This is a genomic window from Halorhabdus sp. BNX81 (assembly GCF_029229925.1).
Classification (GTDB): Archaea; Halobacteriota; Halobacteria; order Halobacteriales; family Haloarculaceae; genus Halorhabdus.
Map to the genome: position 1 here is coordinate 730815 of NZ_CP107254.1, position 23930 is coordinate 754744.

The following is a 23930-nucleotide window of genomic DNA, read 5'->3' on the forward strand; positions in this document are numbered from 1 at the left end:
TCACTCGTCGAGCGCGCGCTCGGCCCGGGCCATGATCTCTCTGACTGGCCGATCCGTCTCACGCGCGACTGCCAGTGCGTCCTCGTATTCCGCACTCGCGTCGAGCCACGTCCCCTCGCGGTCGCTGGCAACCTTCACGTCGACCGGGTAGGTCTCGGCGTCGAGTTCGATGTCGACCGTCCGCGTTTCGCGCTCGGCCACCCAGCGATGCCCGGCCCCGTGCTCACGAACGCCGAGCGTGCCGGTCTCCTCGGCCAGTCGCCGGGCCACGCGATCGGCGTCCTCGGGCTTGACCACGACCTTGATCAGATGGCCGGGTCGGGATTTCTTCATCGTCACCGGGAGGATCGAGACGTCCCGCGCGCCCGCTTCGGTCAATGTCTCCTGGAGCCCACCGAGCATCTCCGGACTCACGTCGTCGACGTTCGTCTCGAGGACCGTGATCGACTCTCGCCGGAGATCGCCTGCCGTCTCGCCGAGTAGCACCCGGAGGGCGTTCGCCCGGTCGCCCGTCTCGTGATCGCCCGCGCCGTAGCCCGACGCCCGCACGTCCATGGTTGGGAGCGTCTCGACGCCGTCAGCGACTTCGGCGAGGATCGCCGCGCCCGTCGGCGTCAGGAGTTCCCGCTCGACGGGGCCACCCTGGATCGAATAGTCGGCGTCGGCAGCGATCTCGACCACGGCTGGTGCGGGAACAGTTGTGGTTCCGTGGGCCATCTCGACCTCGCCGTCGCCGGTCGACAGCGGGGTCGTGACGATACGGTCCGGGTCGAGATCCGCGAACAAGAGACTCGCGCCGACGACGTCAGCGATGGCGTCGTCGGCCCCGACCTCGTGGAAGTGCGTCGCATCGAGGTCGGTGCCGTGGACTGCCGATTCGGCATTGCCCAGGCGCTCGAAGATCGCGAGTGCGCGCTCTTCGACCGCGTCCGGCAGGGCCATCCTCTCGACGACATCGATGACCTCGTCGTAGCGCCGCGTCGGGCCGTGTCCTTCGGCAGCGTGTTCGTCGGTAGCGTGATCGTGATGGTGGTCGTGGCCGTGTTCCGCTCCATGCTCGTGTTCGTGGCGCTGGGTCTCCGCGTTGTCCGCGTAGCGAACGTCGACGTTCGCGGCATCGATCCCGCCCGTCGTCGTCCGGCCGACGACGTACTCGACGCCGAGGGCGTCCTCGACGGGCGCGAGCACGTCGGGATCCCCACCGGCATCGAGCAGCGCCGCCAGGATCATGTCGCCGCTGGCACCCATCCGGCCGTCGAACGCGAGCGTGTCCATGCACGTGCGGAGGCGATGCGCGACAAAAAGCGCTGGTGTATCGACTGCCCCCGCCGGACGCCGGTACTGACTTGTCTTCGCCGGCCCCAGCGCCACCAATGGATGTCGTCGTCTTCGGCGCGGGCAGCCTCGGGAGTCTGATCGGCGGGTTACTCGCCCGCGAACACGCCGTCACGCTGGTCGGCCGCGAGGAGCACGCTCGCGCAGTACAGGAAGATGGCCTCCGGCTTACAGGCAAGGTCGAGGACGTGGTTCACCCCCGTGCCTCGACGAACGTTCCCGACACGACCGATATAGTGATCGTGACCGTCAAAGCCCACGACACGCCAGCGGCCGTCGAGGCGCTCTCGGCGTGTGACTGCGACGCGGTGCTCTCGCTGCAGAACGGGATGGGCAACGAGGAGCGACTGGCGGCGCTCGACACCGAGATTCTCGCGGGCACGGTAACTTACGGCGCGATTCAGGACGAACCAGGGAGCGTTCGATGTACCGGACTCGGCGAGGTGGTCCTCGGCCCGCCGGACGGTGGACGGAGTGCGCTCGCAGATCGGATCGGCGACGCGTTCAAAGCGGCGGGGATCGAGACGACCGTCGCGCCGGACATGCCCCGGCGGCTCTGGGAAAAACTTGCGGTCAACGCCGGCATCAACGCGACGACAGCACTCTCTCGTGTGCCGAACGGCGCACTCAGCGACGGCCCGCTGTCGGACGTCGCGCGCCGAGCCGCTCGTGAGACTGCCCGGGTCGCGCGATCCCGGGGCGTCGACCTGGCTGACGACGACGCAATCGCCGCGCTCGAATCCGTCGTCGAGGCGACCGCCGACAACGAATCATCGATGTATCGTGATGTCCAGTCCGGCCGCCGGACAGAGGTCGACGCGATCAACGGCCACGTGGCCGAAAGCGACGTCGAAACGCCAGCCAACGAGCTACTGGCGGCGCTCCTCCGGGGCTGGGAACGGGAGCAAAACCTGCGGAATTAGAAGGGGGCGGCCGGGCCTTCGTCGTCGTCGCTGTCCAGACTGCCGCCGCGGGAGTCGCCGGGACTCGAAGACTCCTCCATCCCGCCCATGCCGCCACCCTCCATGCCGGTGTTGGCGTGGACGGTGTTGATCTCGGGGATTTCCTTTGTCATGCGGGACTTGATCGCCTGGACCGTCATCGGCGAGATGCCACACCCGCTGCAGGCCCCGCCGAGCATGATCGTCACTTCGCCAGCCTCCTCGTCGAGATCCTGGACGGCCGCGCTTCCGCCGTGCATCTGGATCTGCGGGAAGTTGCGCCGCAGGAAGTTGACGACGCGCTGTTCGAGATCGGACGACCCTTCCTGTGACTCTGTGCTCATTGTATCCTCACGTAGCCGAGCTGTGGCTTTAGGCCTTTGGACTCCGACAACTACCGCGCCTCCTCGAAATCAAAGACGGAGCGCAGTTGGGTTTCGAGTTCGCCGGTGTACTCCCCGAGGACCGTCTCCAGGCGGTCGGCGTCCACGTCGGGGAGTCGATCACTGGCATCGTCAGGCAGGTCGATCCGAAACTCGCCGTCACCCTCGTAGAAGGGCTCGCTTTCGGCGAGGATTCGCTGGTCGATCCCGTGGATCAGGTCGGAGTCGTGGCGCTCGGACATCGCTTCGAACGCCCGGCGATAGGCCTGCTGGAGTTCGGTGAAGTAGTGCTCGTACTTGTCGGTGAAGCGGTCCGGGTCGAAGTCGGTCATGTGTGACCTTTCTCGGAACGGGGCAAAAACCCGGCGTCGCCGGCAGCCTACTCGTCGAGTTCGCGCCCGGGGTCGCTCGACCGGGCAGGCGTCACTCTCGCGGTCGTTCGTCGTCGGCTGCGATCGGAATGTTGGCCCGGTTGTCGGGGAACGCGAGGACGTACAGCGCGATCCCGAGAATCCCCGCGAAGACGATCCCCGCGATTGCGATGAGTCCGTCCGATGTCGTCACGAGTTCGCCAGCGGCGAGTGTTCCGTTCATGACGAGAACGAGTACCAGAACGATGAGCGTCGTCATCACGCCGAAGGCAAATCCCGCGCCGAGTAAGAGTCGATCGTCGTCGGTGATCGCCGGTGTGGTGTCTGGGGCCATCAGTTCGTTCAGTAATCCGGCCGCTCGTTTATAACCCGTGGCCTGCCAGGTCGGGGGCCTCGCGCGTTCAGTAGAACTCCCGGACGAGCCGATCGGCACGTTCGGGCGCGCCGTCGGGAATGTCGGCCATGTTCCGATCGATCCCCTCACGTTCGCTGAAGGGAACGCTGTCCTCGTTCTGATAGAGGACGCCGATGTGTTCGGCCCCCGGGTCCATGATGCGATCCTTGGCCGCCTCGTAGTTACCGGGATCGTGATCGGTTTCGTCGAGGTTGACGATGCTGTCCCGGAAGTAGTCGTAGGTGTCGACGTCGTTGAACGTCACGCACGGCGAGTAGACGTTGACGAAGCCAAAACCGTCGTGTTCGATCGCCCGCTGCACCAAGTCGGCGTGGCGCTGGGAGTCCGAGGAAAAGGACTGGGCGATGAAGGTCCCGCCGGCAGCCAGCGCCAGCGCCTGTGGATTGACCGGCGGCTCGACGGTTCCGTCCGGCGACGTCGCGGTTTCGAATCCCTGCCGCGAGGTGGGCGAGGCCTGGCCCTTCGTCAGGCCGTAGATCCGATTGTCCATCACGACGTAGGTGATGTCGATGTTCCGTCGGACGGCATGGATGAAATGGCCCACCCCGATCGAGTAGCCGTCGCCGTCCCCGCCGGCGACCATCACTTCCAGGTCGGGGTTGGCGAGCTTGACGCCAGTGCCGACCGGGAGTGCGCGGCCGTGGACGCCGTGCAGCGCGTAGCTGTGCATGTACGTCCCGATCTTGCCAGAACAGCCGATCCCGGCGACGACGAACGTGTTGTCCGGGTCGTTGCCCGTTTCGGCGAGGGCTTTCATCATGCCGTTCATCGTCCCGAAGTCACCGCAGCCGGGACACCAGGTCGGTTGCTTGTCGGATTTGAAGTCCGTGAAGTGCGTGTCAGAACTCATCGTTTCACCTCCGGTGGGGCGCGTTCGCCGGCGATCGCCCCTTCGATCTCGTCGGCGAGTTCGTCGGCCTTGAAACGGACGCCCGTGTACTTCATGACGCGCTGGACGCGCGTCAGCGTGTCGTGCTCGATCAAGTCCGCGAACTGCCCCGTCGCGTTGCACTCGACGACGATAACGTCCTCCGCAGCCTCGACCTCGTCGGTCAGATCAGGCCGCGGATAGATATACGGCACCGAGAGGAATCGGACGTCGATCCCGCGATCGTCGAGCATCCCCAGGGCTTCCCGCATCGCCCCCTCGTTGGAACCCCACGAAATGACGAGCGTTTCGGCGTCGGGATCCCCGAACTCCCGGTAGTCGAAGGCCTCCCGGTCGCGGGCGGTGTCGACCTTCCGCTGGCGCTTCTGTACCTGTTCGACGCGGACGTCTTCCTCTTCGGTCCGGCGACCCAACTCGTCGTGTTCGAGGCCGGTCGTCATGTGTGCAGCGTCGGGCGTTCCCGGGAGCGCGCGCGGGCTGACGCCGTCCTCGGTCGCGGCGTGGGCCTTGAAGCGCCCCTTCTCGTCGAGCCACTCCTCAACTTCGTCGGGGTCGACGACCTTGCCGCGGTCGATCTCGACGCCTTCCATGTCGAAGCGCTCCGGCGAGTAGGTTTGCTCGGTGACTGCAAGCGCGAGATCTGCTGTCAGGTAGACCGGGAGCTGGTACTTTTCGGCGAGGTTGAACGCCTCGACGGTCCGGTCGAAACACTCGCCGATGGTCGTCGGTGCGAGGACGAACCGCGGGATCTCGCCGTGCCCGCCATAGAGCATCGCGTTCAGGTCACCCTGTTCCTGCTTTGTGGGCATCCCGGTCGATGGCCCCGAACGCATCACGTTCGCGATCACGAGGGGTGTCTCGCTCGTGGCGACCAGCCCGAAGGTCTCGCTCATCAGGTCGATCCCCGGCCCGGACGTGGCGGTCATCGCCCGCGCGCCGGCCCTGGCCGCGCCCAGCGCCATGTTGATCGCCGATAACTCGTCCTCTGCCTGGACGACCGCGCCGCCGAAGGCCTCGATCCGCCCGGTGAGGTACTCCATGATGTCCGTCGCGGGCGTGATCGGATAGCCCGCATAAAACCGACAGCCGGCGGCGATCGCCGCCATGCCGATGGCCTCGTCACCGTTCAGCAGGACGTAGTCCTCGTCGGTCGTTTCGAGGGAGAACTCCTCGCTGTAGTCGGTCTCTTCGCGGACGAAGTCCCGTCCGAGTCGGGCCGCTTCCCGGTTGTTCGAGACGATCGCCTCGCCTTTCTCGCCGAAGCGCTTGACCAGGGCTTCGTCGAGATATTCGACGGGGAAGCCGGCGACTTCGCTCGCGGCCCCCAGCGCGACGACGTTTCGCATGATCGCCCCGCCGGCCTTCTCGGCAAGGCTGTTGAGTGGGATCTCTAGGCCGATCATGCCCTCGGGAACTTCGACGTCGGCCATCGTCGTCTGCTCGCCGTCGTAGATGATGACACTGCCCTCCTTTAGTTCGTCGAGGTTCTCGTCGATGGTCCGCTCGGTGAGCGCGATCAGGATGTCCAGCCGATCGACCACGCTCTCGACGCGCTCGACGGCGGTCCGGACCTTATAGGCGGTGTACCCGCCCCGGATGCGCGAGGCGAAGTCCTTGGAGGTGAAGACGTGGCGACCGGCCCGCGAGAGCGCCCGGGCAAAGATCTTGCCCGTCGAGTCGATCCCGTCGCCGGCCTCCCCGCCGATGGCCCAATTGAGATCGTTTACCATGTAGGTCCGAACTATCCCGCCACCGAGAAAAAGCCTTCTGCAACCTGCAGTTTGCGGGGCGTATCGTGTTCGGGCACACTTCAGGCACGATCGGTGATGCCGGCCCCGCAAATCCGGCTGTTGGGCGTGCTCGACGCCGAACCAACCGTGCGGCTGTCTGACGTGCGTCGGACCGGAGGGGAAAGATAATTAGTCCTGACCCGCTACGAGTCATTTAAATATGGACTCTATCATCGACGACGCCATGGAGGAGACCGACGACGACCCCGAGGAGTCGCCGGTCGAGGGGAGCACCGAATCGACAGACACGTCGGCCGAGGAACCGGCGACGTCCGGCCAGATGACCGACGAGGAACTCGCTGACGTCGTTGAGGACCTCGAAACCAAGATCACGGTCGTCGGCGCGGGGGGCGCTGGCGGCAACACGGTCACCCGGATGATGGAGGAGGGGATCCACGGCGCGAAGCTGGTCGCGGCAAACACCGACGCCCAACACCTCGCCGACGAGGTCAAAGCCGACACGAAGATCCTGATCGGCAAGAAGCGCACCGGCGGTCGCGGGGCCGGCTCGGTGCCGAAGATCGGTGAGGAGGCCGCCCAGGAGAACATCGAGGACATCCAGCAGTCCATCGACGGCTCGGACATGGTCTTCGTCACCGCCGGTCTTGGCGGCGGGACGGGCACCGGCGCTGCGCCGGTGATCGCCCAGGCCGCCCAGGATTCGGGCGCGCTGACGATCTCGATCGTCACGATCCCCTTCACCGCGGAGGGTGAGCGACGGCGGGCCAACGCCGATGCCGGCCTCGAGCGCCTCCGTGCCGTCAGCGACACCGTGATCGTGGTCCCGAACGATCGACTCCTCGATTACGCGCCGTCGATGCCCCTGCAGGACGCCTTCAAGATCTGCGATCGCGTGCTGATGCGCTCGGTCAAGGGGATGACCGAACTCATTACCAAGCCCGGCCTGGTCAACGTCGACTTCGCCGACGTTCGGACGATCATGGAGAACGGCGGCGTCGCGATGATCGGTCTCGGCGAATCCGATTCGGAGAACAAGGCCCAGGACTCGATCCGGTCGGCCCTGCGATCGCCGCTGCTGGACGTCGAGTTCGACGGTGCCAACAGCGCCCTCGTGAACGTCGTCGGTGGCCCGGACATGTCCATCGAGGAGGCCGAGGGCGTCGTCGAGGAGATCTACGACCGGATCGACCCGGACGCCCGGATCATCTGGGGCGCGTCGGTCAACCACGAGTACGACGGCCAGATGGAGACGATGATCGTCGTCACGGGCGTCGAGAGTCCACAGATCTACGGCAAAAGCGAGGCCGAACGCGAGAAGGCCGCCCAGCGCATGGGCGACGACATCGATTACGTCGAGTAGCGCTCCTCTCGCTTGCGCCCGCTGGTTGCTCGTTTGCCTGCTCTCAGCGTCGAGAGCCATCAATAGATAGAAAAGCCCCGAGTTGCAACCCTCTTCCATGGACGTTCCGTACGATATCACGTCATACGTGCGGGTACTCAAGCTCGCGAGTACCCCCTCCTGGCAGGAGTTCTCTCAGATCGCGAAGATCGCGGGCGCGGGCATCCTTCTGGTCGGATTGCTCGGGTTCGTCATCTTCGTCCTCATGGTACCGCTATCGGGTGGTCTGTGATGGGGATCTTCGCCGTCAAGACCACGGCCAGTCAGGAGCGCACCGTCGCCGACATGATCATGAACCGTGAGGAGGACTCGGTCCACGCCGCACTCGCGCCGGACAGCCTGACCTCCTACGTCATGGTCGAGGCAGAGGATGCTTCGGTATTCGAACGCATTCTCGACGAGATACCCCACGCCAACGGCGTCGTCCAGGGCAAGTCCTCGATCAAGGAGGTCGAGCACTTCCTCTCGCCGACACCGGACGTCGAAGGGATCGCTGAGGGCGACATCGTCGAACTCATCGCCGGCCCGTTCAAGGGCGAGAAGGCCCAGGTCCAGCGAATCGACGAGGGCAAGGACCAGGTCACGGTCGAGCTCTACGAAGCGACGGTTCCGATTCCCGTGACGGTTCGTGGGGATCAGATCCGCGTACTCGATTCAGAAGAGCGGTAACGTACCGCGAGCAAGGCGAGCGGTTTGGCCGGTCGAGTGGAACGAGACCGGTTTTTCGCCCACGTTTTTCGAGACGGGTACCCGCAGTGAGCGGCGCGAACGAGGATACCCGTCGACGAAAAAGGTGGAGGTGCGAGGACCAGGTCACGGTCGAACTCTACGAGGCGACGGTTCCGATTCCCGTGACGGTTCGTGGGGATCAGATCCGCGTACTCGACTCGGAAGAGCGGTAACGTACCGCGAACGAAGTGAGCGGTTTCGCCGGTCGAGTGGAACGAGACCGGTTTTTCGCCCACGTTTTTCGAGGAGCGGTTCGCGACCGAAGGGAGCGAACCCGACGAAGAAAAAGGTGCCAGCGTGACGGTCGGACTGTCCGAGGCGAGCGAAACGGGCCCTGAATTATTACATCGCGGAACGCTTCCACTGCGTGTTGCGTGCTGGCGTTTTCCTACCGCCACTGGCGGTAGCTGATTTCGCCAGCATCTGATCGGCGTTCTCTGGCATCCTTCTTGACTTTCGGACAAGTCCCGAACCAGCAAACTTTGCATCGAAAAGCCAGTTTGCGACGCAAAGTTTATTGAACGGCGGGCGGATACCGGAATCGTACGCATGATCCCCGCTGTCGTGACGGCCCTTCCCCAGAGCCGACGGGCTACTGCTGGTCGCGAGCGTCGAGTCGCATCGAGAGACGGACCGAGCCGGCCGCCCTCGCGAGGTGTCCGTGGATGACGGCCATCGAGATCGACGGCCTCGGAAAGGAATATGGCGACCTGACAGCCCTCGATGGACTCGACCTCAGCGTCGAGACGGGCGAAGTCTACGGCTTTCTCGGCCCGAACGGGGCGGGGAAGTCGACGACGATCAACCTCCTGCTTGGCTTTCTCGATCCATCGTCGGGCTCGGCGACGGTGCTTGGCCACGATATCGAACGCGAGTCCCGGGCGCTTCGCCGGCGCATCGGTGTGCTCCCGGAGGCGTTCTCGCCCTACGAACGGCTCACCGCCCGCGAACACGTCAAATACGCGGCCGATCTCAAGGACGTGGCTGTCGACCCGGACGTACTCCTCGACAGAGTAGGACTCACCGAGGACGCATGGAACCGGTCTGCCGGCGGGTTCTCGACCGGGATGGAGCAGCGGCTCGCGCTGGCCTGCGCACTCGTTGGTGATCCCGAGGTGTTGATCCTCGACGAACCCTCATCCGGGCTCGATCCGCGCGGGATGGCCAAACTGCGCGAGTTGATCCGCGAGGAAGCCGCCGACGGGACGACTGTGTTCTTTTCGAGTCACATCCTCTCGGAGGTCGAAGCCGTCTGTGACCGGATCGGGATTCTGGTCGACGGTGGCCTCGTGGCCGAGGGGACGATCGACGAACTCAGAGACGGGACCGAGACGCATTCGCCGCTGGACGTTCGCGTGGATGCGGTGCCGGAGGGCTTCGACCTTACCGATCTCGATGGCGTGGCCGCTATGAGCGTCGAGGACAGCACGCTCTCTGCGCTGGTGACCGACGCCGGCGCGAAGATCGAGGTCATCCGTCGGGTCGATCAGGTCGCCGAAATCCGGGACGTCATCTCCGAGCCGGCGTCCCTCGAGGCGCTGTTCGATCGCTACGCCAACGGGGACTCAGCGGCCGAGGGGATGGTGGACGCCGACGGGTCCAGCGACGACGCTGACGGATCGACCGAGGAGGCTGACGCCGGTTCCCCGGAGGTGACAGCATGAGCCAGACGCTCACTGTCGCCCGGAACGACTTCCGTGACGTTCGGCGTTCGAAACTACTCTGGGGCGTGATGGGGATCTACGTCGCGTTCACGGCGCTGATCCTCTACGCGGAGGGGAGGGCCACAAATCCTGATCTCGCCACGGCGCTGTTCAACCAGGTCTTTTTGACGACCCTGCTGCTTCCGCTGATCGCCATCGCCGGAAGCTACCTGGCGATCGCCGGCGAGCGCGAGTCGAACACGGTCGCGTTCCTGTTGAGCCAGCCGACCTCGCGGGCGGCCGTAGTGACCGGGAAGTTCCTCTCGCGAAGTCTGCTGATCGTCGGGTCATTGCTCGTCGCGTTCGTGGTCGGGGGCCTCATCGGGGTCGTGATGTATCCCAGCCTCGAACTCGGCGTCTCGGGGACGTTTATCGTCCTGACTGTGGTGTTCGTCGGTGCGTACGTCGGGCCGTCGGTCGCCATCTCGGCGGCGACGGATACTCGATCCCGGGCGATCGCCGGTGCGGTCGGCTTCTACGTCCTTACGGACGTGTTGATCGTCTTCGAAAACTTCTCGCTGGTCGACGCGGTACGGTTCCTCTTGGCTGAGACACTCGGCCTCGAATTGGGCCAGCACTTCTATGAGTTCGTCCACAACCTCACGCCCGCCGGCTCGTATCTGAACGCGACGTATCTCATCTTTGACCCGGCGAACCACCTCCCTATCGAACCACTGGGCGTGATCCCGTTCTACCTGAAACCCTGGTTCAGTGTCGTGATCTTGCTCGCATGGACTGTCGTCCCGCTGGCAATCGGCTACTGGCGCTTCCAGGGGGCGGAACTCGGGTGATCGATCGATGAGTGACGAAGACGTCGACCCCGCGGAACTCCAGCGCCAACTCGACGATATCAAGGGTGCGATGGGACTCGCCGAGCGGTATCCCGGCCGCGCTCGACTGTGGTTGCTCGCCGGCGTGCTCGTCGGCGCAGTCGCACTCGGCGTTCAGGTGACGTTTTTCTTCCACGAGACGCTTTCCGCGATGGCTTACGTCCTCATTTGGGGCGTGTTCGTCGTCGTGGCCGTCCTGGCGCTGTGGGTGATGGCTACCAGGCTCCCCCGAAACGACGCACCCGAGACAGCGCCGAGCTGGCGCGCCCTCTTCGGGTCGCTGGGTGCGTTCCTCGTCGCGGCCACCAGCGTCCCGGGGAAGGTCGCCGGACAGGTCGGTGGGCTCGATCGCGCGACCCTGTACTTCGGGCTCGTGATCGCCGTCCTCGGACTGGCGTTGCTCCTGACTGGCGTCGTCCTTTCGGCCTACCGCGTCCGCCGCCGCGATCGCCTGGTGTTCTACGCCGGCGGCGTCTGGACGCTCGCCTTCGCCTCGATGATACCCTACGTTGCATTCCTGCGATACGTCGGCGTCGGCCTCTTCGGTGTCCTCTTTGGCCTGTATGCCGTCGTCGCGTATGCCTCCCTGACACGGTGATCCATGGACTTCGACACACTCGTCCACCAGCCGACGCGGCTACAACTCTTCGCGTATCTGTACCGGCACGGCGAGTCGAGCTTCTCGGAAATTGTTGAGGAACTCGACATGACGGAGGGCAATCTCGCCAGCCACATGAACAAACTCGAGGACGCCGATTGCGTCGCCGTCGAAAAGCAGTTCGTGGATGGCTCCCCGCAGACGACCTACCGACTGACCGATCACGGTCGCGAGAAGTTCGAGGAGCACGTCGGCCAGCTAGAGGCACTGATCGAGAGTCTCGAGGAGTGAGAACCATCTGCACCGACCCTACGGGGCTTCGACGCCGGTGATCTCGAAGCGAGCGCCGCCGTCCTCGCTGTCGGTCACAGCGACGTCCCAGCCATGTGCGTCGGCGATCTCGGCGACGATCGCGAGCCCGAACCCGGTTCCGTCCTCGCGGGTCGTATAGCCACTCTCGAAGACGGTTTCTCGTTCGTCCGGCGGGATACCCGGCCCGTCGTCGGCGACGAAAAAGCCCCCCTCCAGGGCACCGACCGTGATCTGTACGTCTTCGCCCCCGTGTTCGACCGCGTTGCGAAAGAGGTTCTCCAGCAGCTGTCGAACCCGGCTCCGGTCGGCACGGATCGGCCGGTTCGATTCGACGGACAGCGTCGCCTCGGTTGTCTCGACGGCGTCCCAGCAGTCGGCACAGATCGTCTCGAGGTCGATGCGTTCCATCTCGTCGATCCGTTCGCCTTCCCGGGCCAGTTGGAGGATATCGTCGATCAGGACACCCATTCGGTCGATCGCTTTCGCCGCGACGTCCAGGTGCTCGCTGTCGCGCTCGTCCAGGGCGAGCTGGACCCGTGCCTCGGCGACGTTCAACGGGTTGCGGAGGTCGTGGCTGACGATGCTGGCGAACTCTTCGAGACGCTCGTTCTGGCGTTCGAGCTCACGACGTCTGTCACGGAGTTCCTCCTCTCGGTCCGTCCGGATGAGAGCTGCTTCGACCATGTCGCCGAAGACACGAGCGAGCGAGACGTCGATGTCTTCGAAGGCGTCCGGTTCCGTCGATCCGATGTTCAGTACGCCGTACTCGCCCAGCGGGAGGATGATTTCACTCCGGATCGGCGTTTGGGGATTGTGCCGGCCGTTCACCGCGCTCATTTCGTCGATGACTCGTACCTCTCCGCTCCGGAAGGCGTCCCACGAGAGGCTCTTCGTCCCGGTATAGCTCGGCATCTCACCCACCAGTTCCGCGGCAGCGTCGGTCCAGGCGGCCGGTTCCAGTGTCTCGCTGTCCTCGTCGTAGAGCCAGACAGTGTTGATCTCCTGGCCCAGCACACTCGCGACCGTCTCGACGGCGTGCTCGGCAACGGCATCCTGATCCGGTGTCGTGATGAACGGGCGCGTTCGTTCGTGGAGGGCTTCGAGAGTGTCCTCGCGACGCGTCCTGTCGGTGACGTCCCGGCCCACGGCGACAATCCCACAGAAGCGCCCGTCGATAGTCAGCCGACTGAGCCGATACTCGAAGTAGATCGGATCGGCGTCGGGGATCTCCATCGTGTACTCCCCGCGATACTCCTCGCGTTCGCCATCGACGAGTTCCCGGTAGGGGTCGTCCGAACGCGCTTCGCGAAGCTCCCGGATGAACGGGCTGGGTTCGCCGACGAGCTCCGCCGCCGTCATCTCGTGGACTGCTGCCATCGCGTTGTTGACGACCGTGTACTTTCCGTTCTCGTCCATGACCGTTGCTGGATCGAGCATCGCGTCGAGGATCTGCTGGTACTGTCTGAGCTCGCGTTCGCGTTCCTTGTGGTCGGCGATGTCCCGACCGGTTCCGGCCACCCCGAGCACGTCGCCGGACGAGTCGGTCAATCGCGTCCCGGTGAACTCGTAGGTGATCCGTTCGCCCTCGGTCGTGAGCACGTCCGCTTCCACAACTGCCCTGCCAGTCGCAAGCGCCTCGTCGATCGCGTCGGCGACGCGCTCGCGTTCTTCTGGTGGGAAAAAGTCGGTCGCCGCCATCGTCTCGATCTCCTCGTCGTCGTAGCCGGTCACCGCACCGAGGCGATCGTTCCAGCGACGGAGGCTGCCATCGGGATTGATCAGGTATAGCACATCTTCGAGGCTGTTGAGTGTTTCCTCGATGAACGCACGCTCGGCTTCAAGTTTCGACTGTCGTTCCTTGCGCTGGGTAACATCTCTGGTTGCACCGACGAGTTCGACGACCGTGCCCGCCTCGACGACGGGTGCGAGTTTCGTGTGAAACTGCCTGGGTTCGTCGTGGGGACCGACCGGCAACGCCACTTCGTATTCGATCGGTTCTTGCCGATCGACGCACTCGCGATACTGGGATTCGATTTCGGTCCCGATGTCAGCGCCGTAGATGTCGGTGGGGCTTTTCCCTTCGATGTCCTCGGTCGAGTGGCCGGTCAGCGCCTCGTACGCCCGATTTACCCGCCGGATTCGAAACCGCTGCTCGGGGCTGACGTCGACCAGGAAGATCCCATCCTGGGCGTGTTCGAACACCGTCTCCGCCTGGCTCCGATAGCGTTTCCGTTCCAGCAATTGCGTGAACCACCGGGCGAGCAGCTCGAAGAACGTCTTCTCGTCGTTGGTGAACGGTTCCTCACGCGGGTCGCTGCTGACGTAACACAGTGTGCCGAACAACTCACTCTCCACGAGCAGTTTCCGGCCGATGTAACAGCCCAACTCGAAGTGCTGGTAGGCAGGATCGTCCTCCCAGCCAGCTCCTGGGGCGTCGTGAACGTCGAAGATCGAGTCGGAGTCGATCGTTCGTCGACAGTACGTTTTCGAGAGGTCGGTTACTCCCTTCTGGACGATTTCGGACCCGGTCACGCTGATCACTTCGTGTCGGTTCCGATCCTCGTCGATCTTGACGAGATGGCCGTTTTCAGCGCCGAGGCGCTCGCGGCCCAGTTCGAGCAACTGATGGGCTTTCTCGTCGGTTGTGGTGTCCGGATCGGCGGTGATATCCAGAAGTTCCCGCCGATACCGCTCGCTTTCGCGTTCCCGTTGGTCGTATCGGGCGACCGTGATCTCGGCTTCGCGGCGGGAGACGAGGTTTTCGATCCGGTTGGCAAGCACCGTGTACTGATCGGTCCCGCTTCCCTTCTGGAGGTACTCGCTCACCCCGGCCGAGATTGCCTCGCTGGCGATCGTCTCGCTTCCTTTGGCGGTGAATAGGACAAACGGGAGGTCGGGGTGGTCCTTGCGAACGGCTTTGAGAAATTCGATCCCGTCTTGGCCCGGCATCTCGTAGTCCGAAACGATGCAGTCGTAGGCATTCTCCGTGAGGCGATCCAACCCATCCGCGGCACTCGTCGCAACGTCGACCGTGAACCGCTCGTTTTTCCGCTGTAAAAATTCGGCCGTGATCTCGAGGAAGTCCGGTTCGTCATCGACGTGGAGGATACGGACCGGCTCGGTTGTCTCGCTCATGTTCGTTCCAATATGGGATGTTTTCACAATGCAAGGTAATAAGTTGTAGGCACGCCGGTACTTTTCAGTGGATGCTCGGGGCGGCCCTGAGCGGTTGTGACTGCGTGGAATTGATTGGCACTCACCGGACGCGACCGACGGGAGCGTCCGGCCTTTTTGGTCGAGCTTTTTGCGAGGAGGGTCGCCCTGCGACCCTCCGAAGTAAAAAGGTCGTCCTTACATGTAGCCGAGATCGCGCAGCCGTTCCATCAGGTCTTCCTTGTCCTGGGCGCGGCCGGCGCGCTCGGTCGTGTTGGCCATGTCCTGGAGCCAGGCGGGCTCTTCGGCGGATTTGTCCGTACTGACCTGGCTCCCGAGCGACCGGAAACCGGCGAAGTACTTGGGGCTGACCGGGACGTCTTCCTTCTCGACGCCTTCCGGCAGATCGTCCTGGCCCTGCGGGACGTACCCATCGTCCGGAAACGCCTCGACCGTGTCCGGGACCGCGAAGTGCCAGAAGGCCTCCCAGACATCCGGTTCGGCGAACTGGAGGATCGGCTGGATTCGGTCGTGGGGCGGGTAGATGTCGGGGTCGTGGCGCGGGCTGAAGAACGTCTCGTCGGCGCGGGCCTCCTGTTCGTCCCAGCGGACGCCGCTGAGGATCCCATCGACGTCGTGCTCTTCGATGGCGTCGTTGAGCGCGACGGTCTTCAGCAGGTGGTTGCCCACGTAGGTATCCAGCAGGAACGGGAACGTGTCTTCCTCGTATTCGAGGATGTTCCGGATGTGGTGCTGGTTGTGCTCGCTCAGCGCATCGACGGGGATGTCGTCACCGGGTTCGAGCCCGTTCGCCTCGACGTACTCGCCGACGTCGGTGTTACGGGCCCAGATGACTTCGAGGTCCCATTCGTCGGCCCAGTGTTCGACGAAGTCGATGAGCTCGTCGAAGTGCTGGTAGTGGTCGATGAACACGACTGGGGGGACCTCGAGGTCGAAGCGGTCGGCGACCTCTTTGACGAAGTAAAGCGTCAGCGTCGAGTCCTTGCCGCCGGTCCACATCACGACCGGGTTGTCGTACTGTTCGAGCCCTTCCTTCGTGACCTCGATGGCCTTCTCGATCTTGTGCTCGATGCTCGGATAATCCGCGGGGTCCTCGCCGTCGCCGTCCGAATAGTCGACGTCGAGATACGCGGGGAAGTCGGCTGCGCTCGTCATGCGTGTAATTACATATAATTAGACTCCGCAAGAGTCTTTCGAAACGGACAACCCAGCCCGTCGGGAGCGTCGCCTCAGTGGATGAATTCGTTGTCGCGCCAGTCGACCCCGCCTTCTCCCTCGTCGTCGGCGGGGTCCTCGGTGACGGCGACGGAGGCTGGCGTTCGTTCGCCGTCGACGATCTGGACCGCCTGTAGTTCCTCGTCGACCGCCACGATCGCCGTGAGTGTCCCCTTCTCGGCAATCTCGGCGATGCCACACAGCACTTCGAACATCGGGAACTGCAGGGTCGTGTTCTGCAGTACCGTCTCGCGGTCCCCCTTGAAGCAGGCGTACTCGACGAGTTCGGATTCGATCTCCTCCTCTTCCTCTTCGAGTGCGCCCCACTGGCCGCCACCGCCGGTCCCGCGTGGGGGTTCGGGTTCTTCCTCGTAGACGCGATTTTCGGTCACGCTGGCCTTGAGCTGGGCGGTCGGCGTGTATTTGCTGATGCTCTCATCAGTGGCGACCGCGCTCAAAATCAGCGTGTTGTTCCGTCGCGTGATCTCAACGTCGTCGATCTCTTCGGGCAACTCGGGGTCGTCGAAGTGATCGTGGACGTCTTCGAGGGGCAGTTCGAGCGTCGAGTGGAGTCTGTATACGCGGCTCGTCATGGTTTGAACAGGGAATATGGCCGTCTCGCGCGACGATTGTGTAACACCAATATTCGTGTGCTTATACGGGGCCCGGGCATATATGGCCTGCCCTTTCCACCACAGATCACCGACTCCATCTATCGCCCTTAGAGAGCCGTTGGCCCCGATACGCTCTGGGAACCGGATTGGCGTGTGCCCGGAACATGGGGCCAGTAACTCGCCGTTCCAAACGGTTTTGTTCGCCCACGCCGGTCATTTTGTATGAGCATTCACGTCGCAGTCGTTGGCGCATACGGAAGTGCCGGCGCGGCAGTCGCCGGTGATCTGGCCGACGATCCCGAGATCGAACTCACACTGATCGACGACGGCGACCCCGGCGGTGGCCTGTGTATTCTCCGCGGATGTATGCCCTCAAAGGAAGTACTCTCGGCCGCCGAGCACCGATTTGCGGCCCGGAAGGACGAGCGACTCGTCGGTGAGGTGCCGGATGTCGATATCGATGCCGTCGTCGAGCGCAAGAACGAGCATACCTCGGGATTCGCACAGCATCGCCGCGACGCGATCGCCGAACTTGCCGAGCAGGACAACGTCGAGTTCATCCACGACACTGCTCGATTCGTCGATGATCGGGTTCTCGACGTCGACGGCCGTCGGATCGAGCCCGACTACGTCGTGATCGCGACGGGATCGAACGTGGCCATTCCGCCGATCCCCGGCATTGAGGACGTCCCAGTCGGGACAAGTGCCGACGTCCTCGACCGCACCAAGTTCGGCGACTCCGCGATCGCGCTGGGACTCGGATACATCGGGCTGGAACTCGTCCCGTACCTGACCGAGGCCGCCGACATGGATCTGACTGTCGTCGAGGCGCTCCCCGACGTCCTCGAGGAGGCCGACGAGCCCTTCGGCGAGGAACTGCTCGACTACTACAAGGCGCACTTCGACGTCGACGTGCTGCTGGACGCCGAGGGCCAGCACGTCGAGCAGACAGCGGACGGCGGCGTCCGGATGACCGTCGACGCCGGTGGGGAAACGCACACGGTCGAAGCCGACGAACTGTTCGCTTTCACCGGCCGCGAGCCGGCACTCGATCGGCTCGGCATCGAGAACACGTCTCTCTCGCCAGGCGAGAGCTGGGTTGCCGACACGATGCAGGCCGCAGGCGACGACCGGGTGTTCGTCGTCGGGGACGTCAATGGCCGCGAACCCATCCTCCACGTTGCCAAGGAGGAAGGGTTCACCGCCGCGGACAATATCCGCCATCACCGTGACGGCGACACCCTCGAGGAGTACGAGAACGTCCACCACCATGTCATCTTCTCGGGGCTTGGCGTCCTCCCCTATGCCCGCGTCGGCCACTCGGTCGAGTCGGCCGAGGCTGCCGGCCTGGACTTTGTGACAGCTACCCGCGACGCCTCCAGCGACGGCGTGTTCAAGACGAAAGACGTTGCCGACGGACTCGCACGACTCGTCGTCGGCACCGACGGCACGGTCCTGGGGTATCAAGGGCTACACTACCATGCCGACGTGATGGCCAAGACGATGCAACTCGCCGTCGAGATGGAACTCGACGTCCGGGAGATCCCCGACCGGGCCTACCACCCGACGACGCCCGAAGTTCTCGACGGCCTCATCGGCGATACGGCGGCAAAACTCGACTGACCTCCATCCCGGTGGAGCCGGGGGTGGTGTATTCCATGACATGGGGCAGGATCGGCGTCGAAAAATGCGTTCGGCAGGTGAGTGAGCTGATTGTCGCTCAAAGACGGTTCTCTTCCAGAACTGGTCGGACACCATGATGATCGTGCTTTCCGGATTGTTCTCACGTTCATCGTTGGTGATTGCGACGACGCAAAGGCATTCGTTAGACTGAAATATAGGCTATTGTACCATTTGGGATATGCCCTCCGTGACACGTCGTGGAGCCCTCGCCGTCCTCGGAAGCGTCGTTGGCGGCATCGCTGGCTGTGCCAGTCTCCGCGGGAAAGAATCGCCCCCGATTCAGCGCTCGTGGCATACGGGAATTCACGAGTGCTCATCCGTCGCCATGACCGCCACAGGCCATCTCCTTGCTGGCTGGCACGGTCCGTTCCGCGACCAGCCGATCGTCGCTGGCCTGGATCGCACCACCGGGGAAACCACGTGGACGGTGACAGTCGGGAAAGGCAAAAACTCACCCATTGGTGTCGATGGCGGCCAGGCCTATGCCATTTCGAAGGCCGAAACGATGATCGCCGTCGATGCAGCCGCTGGTGACACCATCTGGCAGCGCCCGCTTGCTCCGATCGACGATGCTGACCCCGGCGTCGTCGAGTTTGCCCCGATTCCCCTCGGCGACCGTCTTGTGGTCCCGATCTCCGGCACCGAAGATGACATCCCGGATCGGTTGGTCGTGGTCGACCGCGCCGACGGTGAGACGCGTTTCATCCACCCATTGCCCGCGTCGCTGTCGGGTGCTCCTGGCGCGACAGCAAATGGGGTGATTGCACCCCTCGTCGACGGCCGTGTTCTCTTCCTCGATCGGACTGGGGCGGTCGAATGGACTCGCGAGATTGGGGCGGCGCTCTCAGCCGTGAGTGCTGTTGATGGGGCTGCATATCTCGGTGCCGCCACGGAGGAACTACTGGCGATGGACGCCACGACTGGGAGCGTACTGTGGCGTGGCCAGTTGTCAAATACCGTGTTCACTCGTCCGCTAGTGGCCGATGACCGCGTGTACGTTGGTGGTGCCGACTACACTCTCCGGGCGTTCGACACGGTCTCGGGCCAGCAGCTGTGGCGCGATGACCTCGGGAACGCCGTGACGCACGGCCCACTGCCGGTCGGTGATCGCCTGGTGACGCTGGTCGGCGGGAACCACCGCATCCGTGGCTCAAGCGGCACTATCCCGTTCGACCCGACCGTTCTCTATGTCCACGAACAGGACGGGACACGTGTCCGGACAGTTCCGCTTGATGGGCGGCCCTTCGAGGACGGCGGCGGCGTGGAGTGGGCACAGGCAGCTGGCGAGACCGTCTATCTGGGACAAACGTTTGGTCTGACACGGCTCGCCCCGGAGGCGATTACCGATGCGTGAACCCGACACCGCTGGCGATACACAGAACTCTCGACAGCCCGCAACCAAGCGAGAAGGCAGCCGGTACTACTCTCGCCGTCAGGCCCTCGTCTCGCTTACGTCGGTTGGGACGCTCGCGCTGGCCGGGTGCAATCTCCAGTCGGTGATGACAGGTGTGCAACCACTCTGGGAACGGGATTTCTCGTCTGCGATGGCCGCGGGCCCGCCAGCCGCGACTGATGAACACGTTGTCGTCGGTGGACAGGATACGCAACTGCACGCGTTCAGTGCTGACGGGGAGCGAACCTTTCGCTTCGAAACCGGTGGCCCGATCGAGGCACGACCGGCTGTCCCTGCATCGGGTGGACCGGTACATGTCCACAGCACTGACGGTGACCTCTACACGGTCGGACTGTCGGGGGCGAAGCTATGGCATGTGGAGGGCCAGGCACAGAACAGATGGCTCGATCGTCAGGGCCCGTTGCTGTTCGGCACCGCTCGGGACGGCCGTGGAGTCACCGGCTACGATGCGCGTGATGGTACACGTCGTTTCCAGCTGTCGGGCCAAGCCGATCCGTACCCTCCCTCTCCGTTCAGTAGGTCCCCCACGCTCAGTGGGTCGGTGTGCCTCCTTTCGGCTACGAACTCGGATGGAGACGAGAAGCTGGTGGCGCACGCTCCGAGGTCTGGTGAAGTGCTGTGGGAGTCGAAAGCTCGCGATGGGTCTCCCTCCGTCGTAGCTGCGGATGAGTGGGTCCTCACGGCGTATTGGCGGAGTGACTCATATTCTACCGTGTGCATGCGCCGGGCCAGCAATGGCCATATCCGATGGCAGACTGCGGTTGCTGGCGACGTCTCCAGTCATTTTGGATCGCCACTCTGGCTTGGCGAGCACGTCTATGTGCAAAGTAGCCGTGACGAACGTCCGGATGAACTCGTCGCCATCGACCGTGCGGATGGATCCATTCAGTGGCGTCGAAGCGTCGGATACGAACTCGAGAGGGTGACGCCGACTTCTGCGGGCGTCTTCGTTGCGAGCTCGGTCGTTGACCCCGACGGCGGTATCTTGGTTCGGCTGGACGCTTTTTCCCTCGATGGCACCCGGCGATGGCAGACGACGACTGATGTCCACATCGGCGGGACAGTTCAATCGCTGGGGCGTGTCGGTGGGGTTCTCTTTGTTGCCAGCGACAACGAAATCGCTGCCTATGACCCTGACAGCGGTTCGCGTCGGTGGCAATACAACCCGGAATCCTCGCAGATTGGCGTGTCGGCGGCTGATGGTGCGCTGTACATTTCACACAGAGATACCGGGGGCCTGGCGCGATTGCCAACGGATTGATCCAGGAGTACTCGATTATCTGGACCAGATTGTAAGTCGGACATCATCTACCAATGACGCGACGACGCCGAGCGTGCGCGATCCTGGTACGGCGAATTTCGAGAACTCGTCTAATGTGTGTGGTTCAATGGCGCGCTATCGTCCCCTACGTGCCCGACGCCGGAAGAAATTCGTCAGTCGTCCGCGGCTGCTTCGTCGCCCGCACCCGCTTCGACGGCCGCCTCGGCTTCGATGCTCGGGGGATACTTGCCCCGATCGAGTTTGAGATCCGACTGCGGGCGGGCCATGCAGGTCAGCGCGTAGTTCTCTTTCTCTTCCTCGGTCAGTCCCCGGGCAGCCGGTTGGGTGACCTCGCCCTCGACGATCTTCGCCGAACAGGCGAGACACATGCCGACCCGGCAGGAGTACTCCTGGGCGATCCCTTCGTCGAGACACCGGCTCAGAATAGTGTCCGTGTCCTCGACCTGGATGATTTCCCCGGTGCCCACAAACTCGACGGTGTATTCAGCCATAGGGTGGCGTACGCAAGTCCCCGACAAAACTCTTTATGGGATCGACGGGGGTGGCATCTACGTTCAACCAAAAAAACATATGGTTTGACGAGAGAAATTCTTTATATGCCGCCTGAAATATCCCGGCGAGCGGTTCTCGGTCTCGGTGGTGCCGCAGTCGGTGCCGGGCTCTTGGGTGTGGGCCTGACGAGTGGATCCGAGACGGAATCGACGGTTCCGATATTCGTCGAAAACCGCGCCGACAGTGAGTATACAGTCGTTGTTATCATCGATCTTCTGGAAGAACTCGCTACGAAGACGGTCACTGTCGCTCCCGGGAAGCGCTCATTTGCACTCCGAGTCCCGGAGGGCGAGTTCGGACTCACAGCCGACTTGGCGAACGGCGAGAGTGGATTTGATTCCACGGTGCCATCGCCGGAGGAGGACTTTTATACGGAGACGGGATTCTTCGTCGTGGTGACGGAGGCGAACGGGCACGAGCGCCGATTGTGGATCGAAAACGCCAACGGCGACTGGCATTCGAACTGATAGCGGACAATCTCGGACGGCGATCACGGTCCTCGGTGATTAGATGTCTTCCACTATCGTCGTTTGGTCCTGTCTGGTGTTTCGGTAGTCATATCGGGAGTCGAGACCACCACAGACAGCGTGAAAGCCCCGAGCCGTTCGAGTCGGGGGACCGCGACTGCGCTCCTCACTACGTTCCGGTGCTTATCGGGTCCGCCTTCCCCGAACGACTCGCCCCTTTCAGTCCCACCCACGTCTCCTGGTTGAGAAGCCTATACGGGTGGGACTGAAAGGGGCCGGGCACTCGTCGAGCGAGAACCCGCAAGCACGCCGTAGGCGCGCGCAGCGCGGTTCGCAGCCGGCGAGTGCCCGGGGGCTTTCACGCTGTTTCCATTCACCATTCTAACTATCCAACGCGATATCACTCATGATCGCTGCCCAAGCGCAAAGAGTTAACCCCGTCCGGCGTTGACCGGAGTCCATGACCACCGCCGAGTATGACGCTGTCGTCGTGGGAGCCGGCGTTTCCGGTTGCTACGCGGCGGCGACCATGGCCGAGGAGGGCCTCGACGTGGTGATCGTCGAGCGCAAGTCCGAATCGGAGGCCGGCCACATCGCATGTGGGGACGCACTCAAGGGAGCTAGCAACTTCCCCGAGGCGATCCCACGCTCGCAGATCGAACCGTCGATCACCAACTCGGTCGTCGACCACGGCCACTTCGAACTACCGAGTGAGGGCACCGCCGTCGACATCCCCGTCCCGGGTGAACTCGCCGTCATCGACCGCCTGCAGTTCGGCAAGTTACTCATCGAAGGGGCAGAAGACGCGGGCGTAACCTTCCACTACGACACCGTCGTCAACACGGTGCTCCAGGACGGCGCGCGCGTCACCGGGCTCGAGGCGATCCGCAAGGGCGATCCGGTCACCTACGAGGCCCCGGTCGTGATCGACGCCGCCGGCGCGCTGTCGATCCTCCAGGACGAGGCCGATCTCGCCGACGCGACCTTCGACACCAACGTCACCTACTCACAGTTCAGCTCCGGGTATCGGGAGATCATAGAGGTCGAGGAACCCGTCGAGTGGCACGACGCGCTGGTGCTCAAACCCACCGAGCGATCGGCGGGCTATCTCTGGTACTTCCCGCGGACGGAGACGGAGATCAACGTCGGGCTGGGCTTTCAGATGGGCGAGGAACCGATGGAACTCGTCGACGCACTCCGCCGGGACATCGAGAACCGCGCGGAGTTCAAAAACGCCACTGTCAAGGACAAACTCGGCGCGGCGATCCCGACTCGGCGGCCCTACGACTCCGCGACGGCCCCCGGGTTCATGGCGATCGGGGACGCCGCAGCCCACGTCAACCCGACCACCGGCGGCGGGATCGCCGGCGCGGCCTACGCCGGGAAGTACGCTGCTGACCAGGCCATCGAGGCCGTCGAGGACGGCGATCCCTCCGAGGCAACGCTGTGGCGGTACAACGAGCGCGTCATGGAGCACTTCGGCGGCCGCTACGCCGCCCTGGACGTTTTTTTCAAGCAGAAGACGGCATACGAGATCGACGACCTGACGGGCATGCTTGCGAGCCTCCCGATGACGAAACTCTCCGAGGCGCTGTACTCGGGCTCGGCCGACCTGAGCTGGTCGCTGAAGCTCAAGACGGCCCTCAAGAGTCGTGGCCACTGGGGCACGATTCTGGACCTCTATCGAACCAAACGCCACGCCGACGAACTCCTCGAGCACTACGAGGCATATCCGGAGTCACCGAGTGGCTTCGAGGCCTGGCAGGATCGGCGTGACGACCTCATCCAGGACGTCTACGAGACGACCGGGGCCGAGGCGAAGTACTGACTGCCGTCTGCGCACTTCTGGACAGCCGCCGGGTCCCGGCCCGTG

The 23930-nt window shown here is 63.7% G+C and carries 23 protein-coding genes and 1 pseudogene; 14 read left to right on the plus strand and 10 right to left on the minus strand.

Annotated elements, in window-relative coordinates:
- A complete protein-coding gene (gene larC, locus HBNXHr_RS03530) occupies window positions 1-1275 on the minus strand; it encodes a nickel pincer cofactor biosynthesis protein LarC (RefSeq protein WP_275883197.1) in 1275 nt (424 codons plus the stop codon).
- A gap of 98 nt (window positions 1276-1373) precedes the next feature.
- Between larC and HBNXHr_RS03535 the strand changes: the two genes are divergently transcribed.
- The gene (locus tag HBNXHr_RS03535) at window positions 1374-2258 is read left to right on the plus strand and encodes a ketopantoate reductase family protein (protein WP_275883198.1); all 885 of its coding nucleotides are present in this window, start codon (window positions 1374-1376) and stop codon (window positions 2256-2258) included.
- Here the strand turns inward: HBNXHr_RS03535 and HBNXHr_RS03540 are convergent.
- The 5 genes from HBNXHr_RS03540 to HBNXHr_RS03560 form a co-directional block, all read right to left on the minus strand.
- Window positions 2255-2620 (minus strand): NifU family protein, encoded by a 366-nt coding sequence (locus HBNXHr_RS03540; RefSeq protein WP_275739548.1) that lies wholly within the window; start codon window positions 2618-2620, stop codon window positions 2255-2257. The genes HBNXHr_RS03535 and HBNXHr_RS03540 overlap by 4 nt on opposite strands.
- Window positions 2621-2670: 50 nt before the next feature.
- Window positions 2671-2991 (minus strand): DUF5783 family protein, encoded by a 321-nt coding sequence (locus tag HBNXHr_RS03545; RefSeq protein WP_275883199.1) that lies wholly within the window; start codon window positions 2989-2991, stop codon window positions 2671-2673.
- A 91-nt stretch (window positions 2992-3082) separates the two neighbouring features.
- The gene (locus tag HBNXHr_RS03550) at window positions 3083-3364 is read right to left on the minus strand and encodes a hypothetical protein (RefSeq protein ID WP_275739552.1); all 282 of its coding nucleotides are present in this window, start codon (window positions 3362-3364) and stop codon (window positions 3083-3085) included.
- 67 nt (window positions 3365-3431) lie between these two features.
- Window positions 3432-4295, minus strand: a complete 864-nt coding sequence (locus HBNXHr_RS03555; RefSeq protein WP_275883200.1) for a 2-oxoacid:ferredoxin oxidoreductase subunit beta — start codon at window positions 4293-4295, stop codon at window positions 3432-3434.
- Entirely contained in the window at window positions 4292-6064 is a 1773-nt protein-coding gene (locus HBNXHr_RS03560; RefSeq protein ID WP_275883201.1) for a 2-oxoacid:acceptor oxidoreductase subunit alpha, read from the minus strand. Before HBNXHr_RS03560 ends, HBNXHr_RS03555 begins: the two co-directional genes overlap by 4 nt.
- Window positions 6065-6284: 220 nt before the next feature.
- Between HBNXHr_RS03560 and ftsZ the strand changes: the two genes are divergently transcribed.
- From ftsZ to HBNXHr_RS03600, 8 genes and pseudogenes are all read left to right on the plus strand, one after another.
- Window positions 6285-7445 carry a cell division protein FtsZ gene (ftsZ, locus tag HBNXHr_RS03565; protein WP_275739556.1) on the plus strand — a complete coding sequence of 387 codons (1161 nt, stop codon included), beginning with the start codon at window positions 6285-6287 and terminating at the stop codon, window positions 7443-7445.
- Window positions 7446-7542: 97 nt separating this feature from the next.
- The gene (locus tag HBNXHr_RS03570; protein WP_275739558.1) at window positions 7543-7716 is read left to right on the plus strand and encodes a protein translocase SEC61 complex subunit gamma; all 174 of its coding nucleotides are present in this window, start codon (window positions 7543-7545) and stop codon (window positions 7714-7716) included.
- Window positions 7716-8153: a transcription elongation factor Spt5 gene (locus HBNXHr_RS03575; protein ID WP_015788653.1), complete on the plus strand. Its 438-nt coding sequence runs from the start codon at window positions 7716-7718 to the stop codon at window positions 8151-8153. Before HBNXHr_RS03570 ends, HBNXHr_RS03575 begins: the two co-directional genes overlap by 1 nt.
- A 134-nt stretch (window positions 8154-8287) precedes the next feature.
- Window positions 8288-8386, plus strand: a pseudogene (locus tag HBNXHr_RS03580) (transcription elongation factor Spt5); the annotation flags it as partial.
- A gap of 492 nt (window positions 8387-8878) precedes the next feature.
- Window positions 8879-9877 (plus strand): ABC transporter ATP-binding protein, encoded by a 999-nt coding sequence (locus tag HBNXHr_RS03585; protein ID WP_275883202.1) that lies wholly within the window; start codon window positions 8879-8881, stop codon window positions 9875-9877.
- The gene (locus HBNXHr_RS03590; RefSeq protein ID WP_275883203.1) at window positions 9874-10707 is read left to right on the plus strand and encodes an ABC transporter permease subunit; all 834 of its coding nucleotides are present in this window, start codon (window positions 9874-9876) and stop codon (window positions 10705-10707) included. Before HBNXHr_RS03585 ends, HBNXHr_RS03590 begins: the two co-directional genes overlap by 4 nt.
- 7 nt (window positions 10708-10714) lie before the next feature.
- The gene (locus HBNXHr_RS03595) at window positions 10715-11344 is read left to right on the plus strand and encodes a hypothetical protein (protein ID WP_275883204.1); all 630 of its coding nucleotides are present in this window, start codon (window positions 10715-10717) and stop codon (window positions 11342-11344) included.
- A gap of 3 nt (window positions 11345-11347) precedes the next feature.
- On the plus strand, window positions 11348-11635 hold the full coding sequence (locus tag HBNXHr_RS03600; protein WP_275883205.1) for a transcriptional regulator: 288 nt from the start codon (window positions 11348-11350) through the stop codon (window positions 11633-11635).
- An 18-nt stretch (window positions 11636-11653) separates the two neighbouring features.
- Here the strand turns inward: HBNXHr_RS03600 and HBNXHr_RS03605 are convergent, their stop codons facing one another.
- The 3 genes from HBNXHr_RS03605 to HBNXHr_RS03615 all read right to left on the minus strand — a co-directional run bounded on the left by HBNXHr_RS03605 (window position 11654) and on the right by HBNXHr_RS03615 (window position 16638).
- A complete protein-coding gene (locus HBNXHr_RS03605) occupies window positions 11654-14791 on the minus strand; it encodes a PAS domain-containing protein (protein ID WP_275883206.1) in 3138 nt (1045 codons plus the stop codon).
- 216 nt (window positions 14792-15007) lie between these two features.
- On the minus strand, window positions 15008-15985 hold the full coding sequence (locus tag HBNXHr_RS03610) for a phosphoadenosine phosphosulfate reductase family protein (RefSeq protein ID WP_275883207.1): 978 nt from the start codon (window positions 15983-15985) through the stop codon (window positions 15008-15010).
- 74 nt (window positions 15986-16059) lie between these two features.
- Entirely contained in the window at window positions 16060-16638 is a 579-nt protein-coding gene (locus HBNXHr_RS03615; RefSeq protein WP_275739572.1) for a hypothetical protein, read from the minus strand.
- A 243-nt stretch (window positions 16639-16881) separates the two neighbouring features.
- On the opposite strand from HBNXHr_RS03615, the gene HBNXHr_RS03620 reads away from it, so the two are divergent.
- The 3 genes from HBNXHr_RS03620 (at window position 16882) to HBNXHr_RS03630 (ending at window position 21017) form a co-directional block, all read left to right on the plus strand.
- The gene (locus HBNXHr_RS03620; protein WP_275883208.1) at window positions 16882-18282 is read left to right on the plus strand and encodes an NAD(P)/FAD-dependent oxidoreductase; all 1401 of its coding nucleotides are present in this window, start codon (window positions 16882-16884) and stop codon (window positions 18280-18282) included.
- Between the two features lie 385 nt (window positions 18283-18667).
- On the plus strand, window positions 18668-19696 hold the full coding sequence (locus tag HBNXHr_RS03625) for a PQQ-binding-like beta-propeller repeat protein (RefSeq protein WP_275883209.1): 1029 nt from the start codon (window positions 18668-18670) through the stop codon (window positions 19694-19696).
- Between the two features lie 145 nt (window positions 19697-19841).
- A complete protein-coding gene (locus HBNXHr_RS03630) occupies window positions 19842-21017 on the plus strand; it encodes a PQQ-binding-like beta-propeller repeat protein (RefSeq protein ID WP_275883695.1) in 1176 nt (391 codons plus the stop codon).
- Window positions 21018-21190: 173 nt separating this feature from the next.
- On the opposite strand, the gene HBNXHr_RS03635 is transcribed toward HBNXHr_RS03630, so the two are convergent.
- The gene (locus HBNXHr_RS03635; RefSeq protein ID WP_275883210.1) at window positions 21191-21529 is read right to left on the minus strand and encodes a 2Fe-2S iron-sulfur cluster-binding protein; all 339 of its coding nucleotides are present in this window, start codon (window positions 21527-21529) and stop codon (window positions 21191-21193) included.
- An 84-nt stretch (window positions 21530-21613) separates the two neighbouring features.
- Between HBNXHr_RS03635 and HBNXHr_RS03640 the strand changes: the two genes are divergently transcribed.
- Window positions 21614-22057, plus strand: coding sequence for a hypothetical protein (locus tag HBNXHr_RS03640; RefSeq protein WP_275883211.1), 444 nt, complete (start codon window positions 21614-21616; stop codon window positions 22055-22057).
- A gap of 460 nt (window positions 22058-22517) precedes the next feature.
- A complete protein-coding gene (locus tag HBNXHr_RS03645; RefSeq protein WP_275883212.1) occupies window positions 22518-23885 on the plus strand; it encodes a geranylgeranyl reductase family protein in 1368 nt (455 codons plus the stop codon).
- Window positions 23886-23930: the final 45 nt, after the last annotated feature.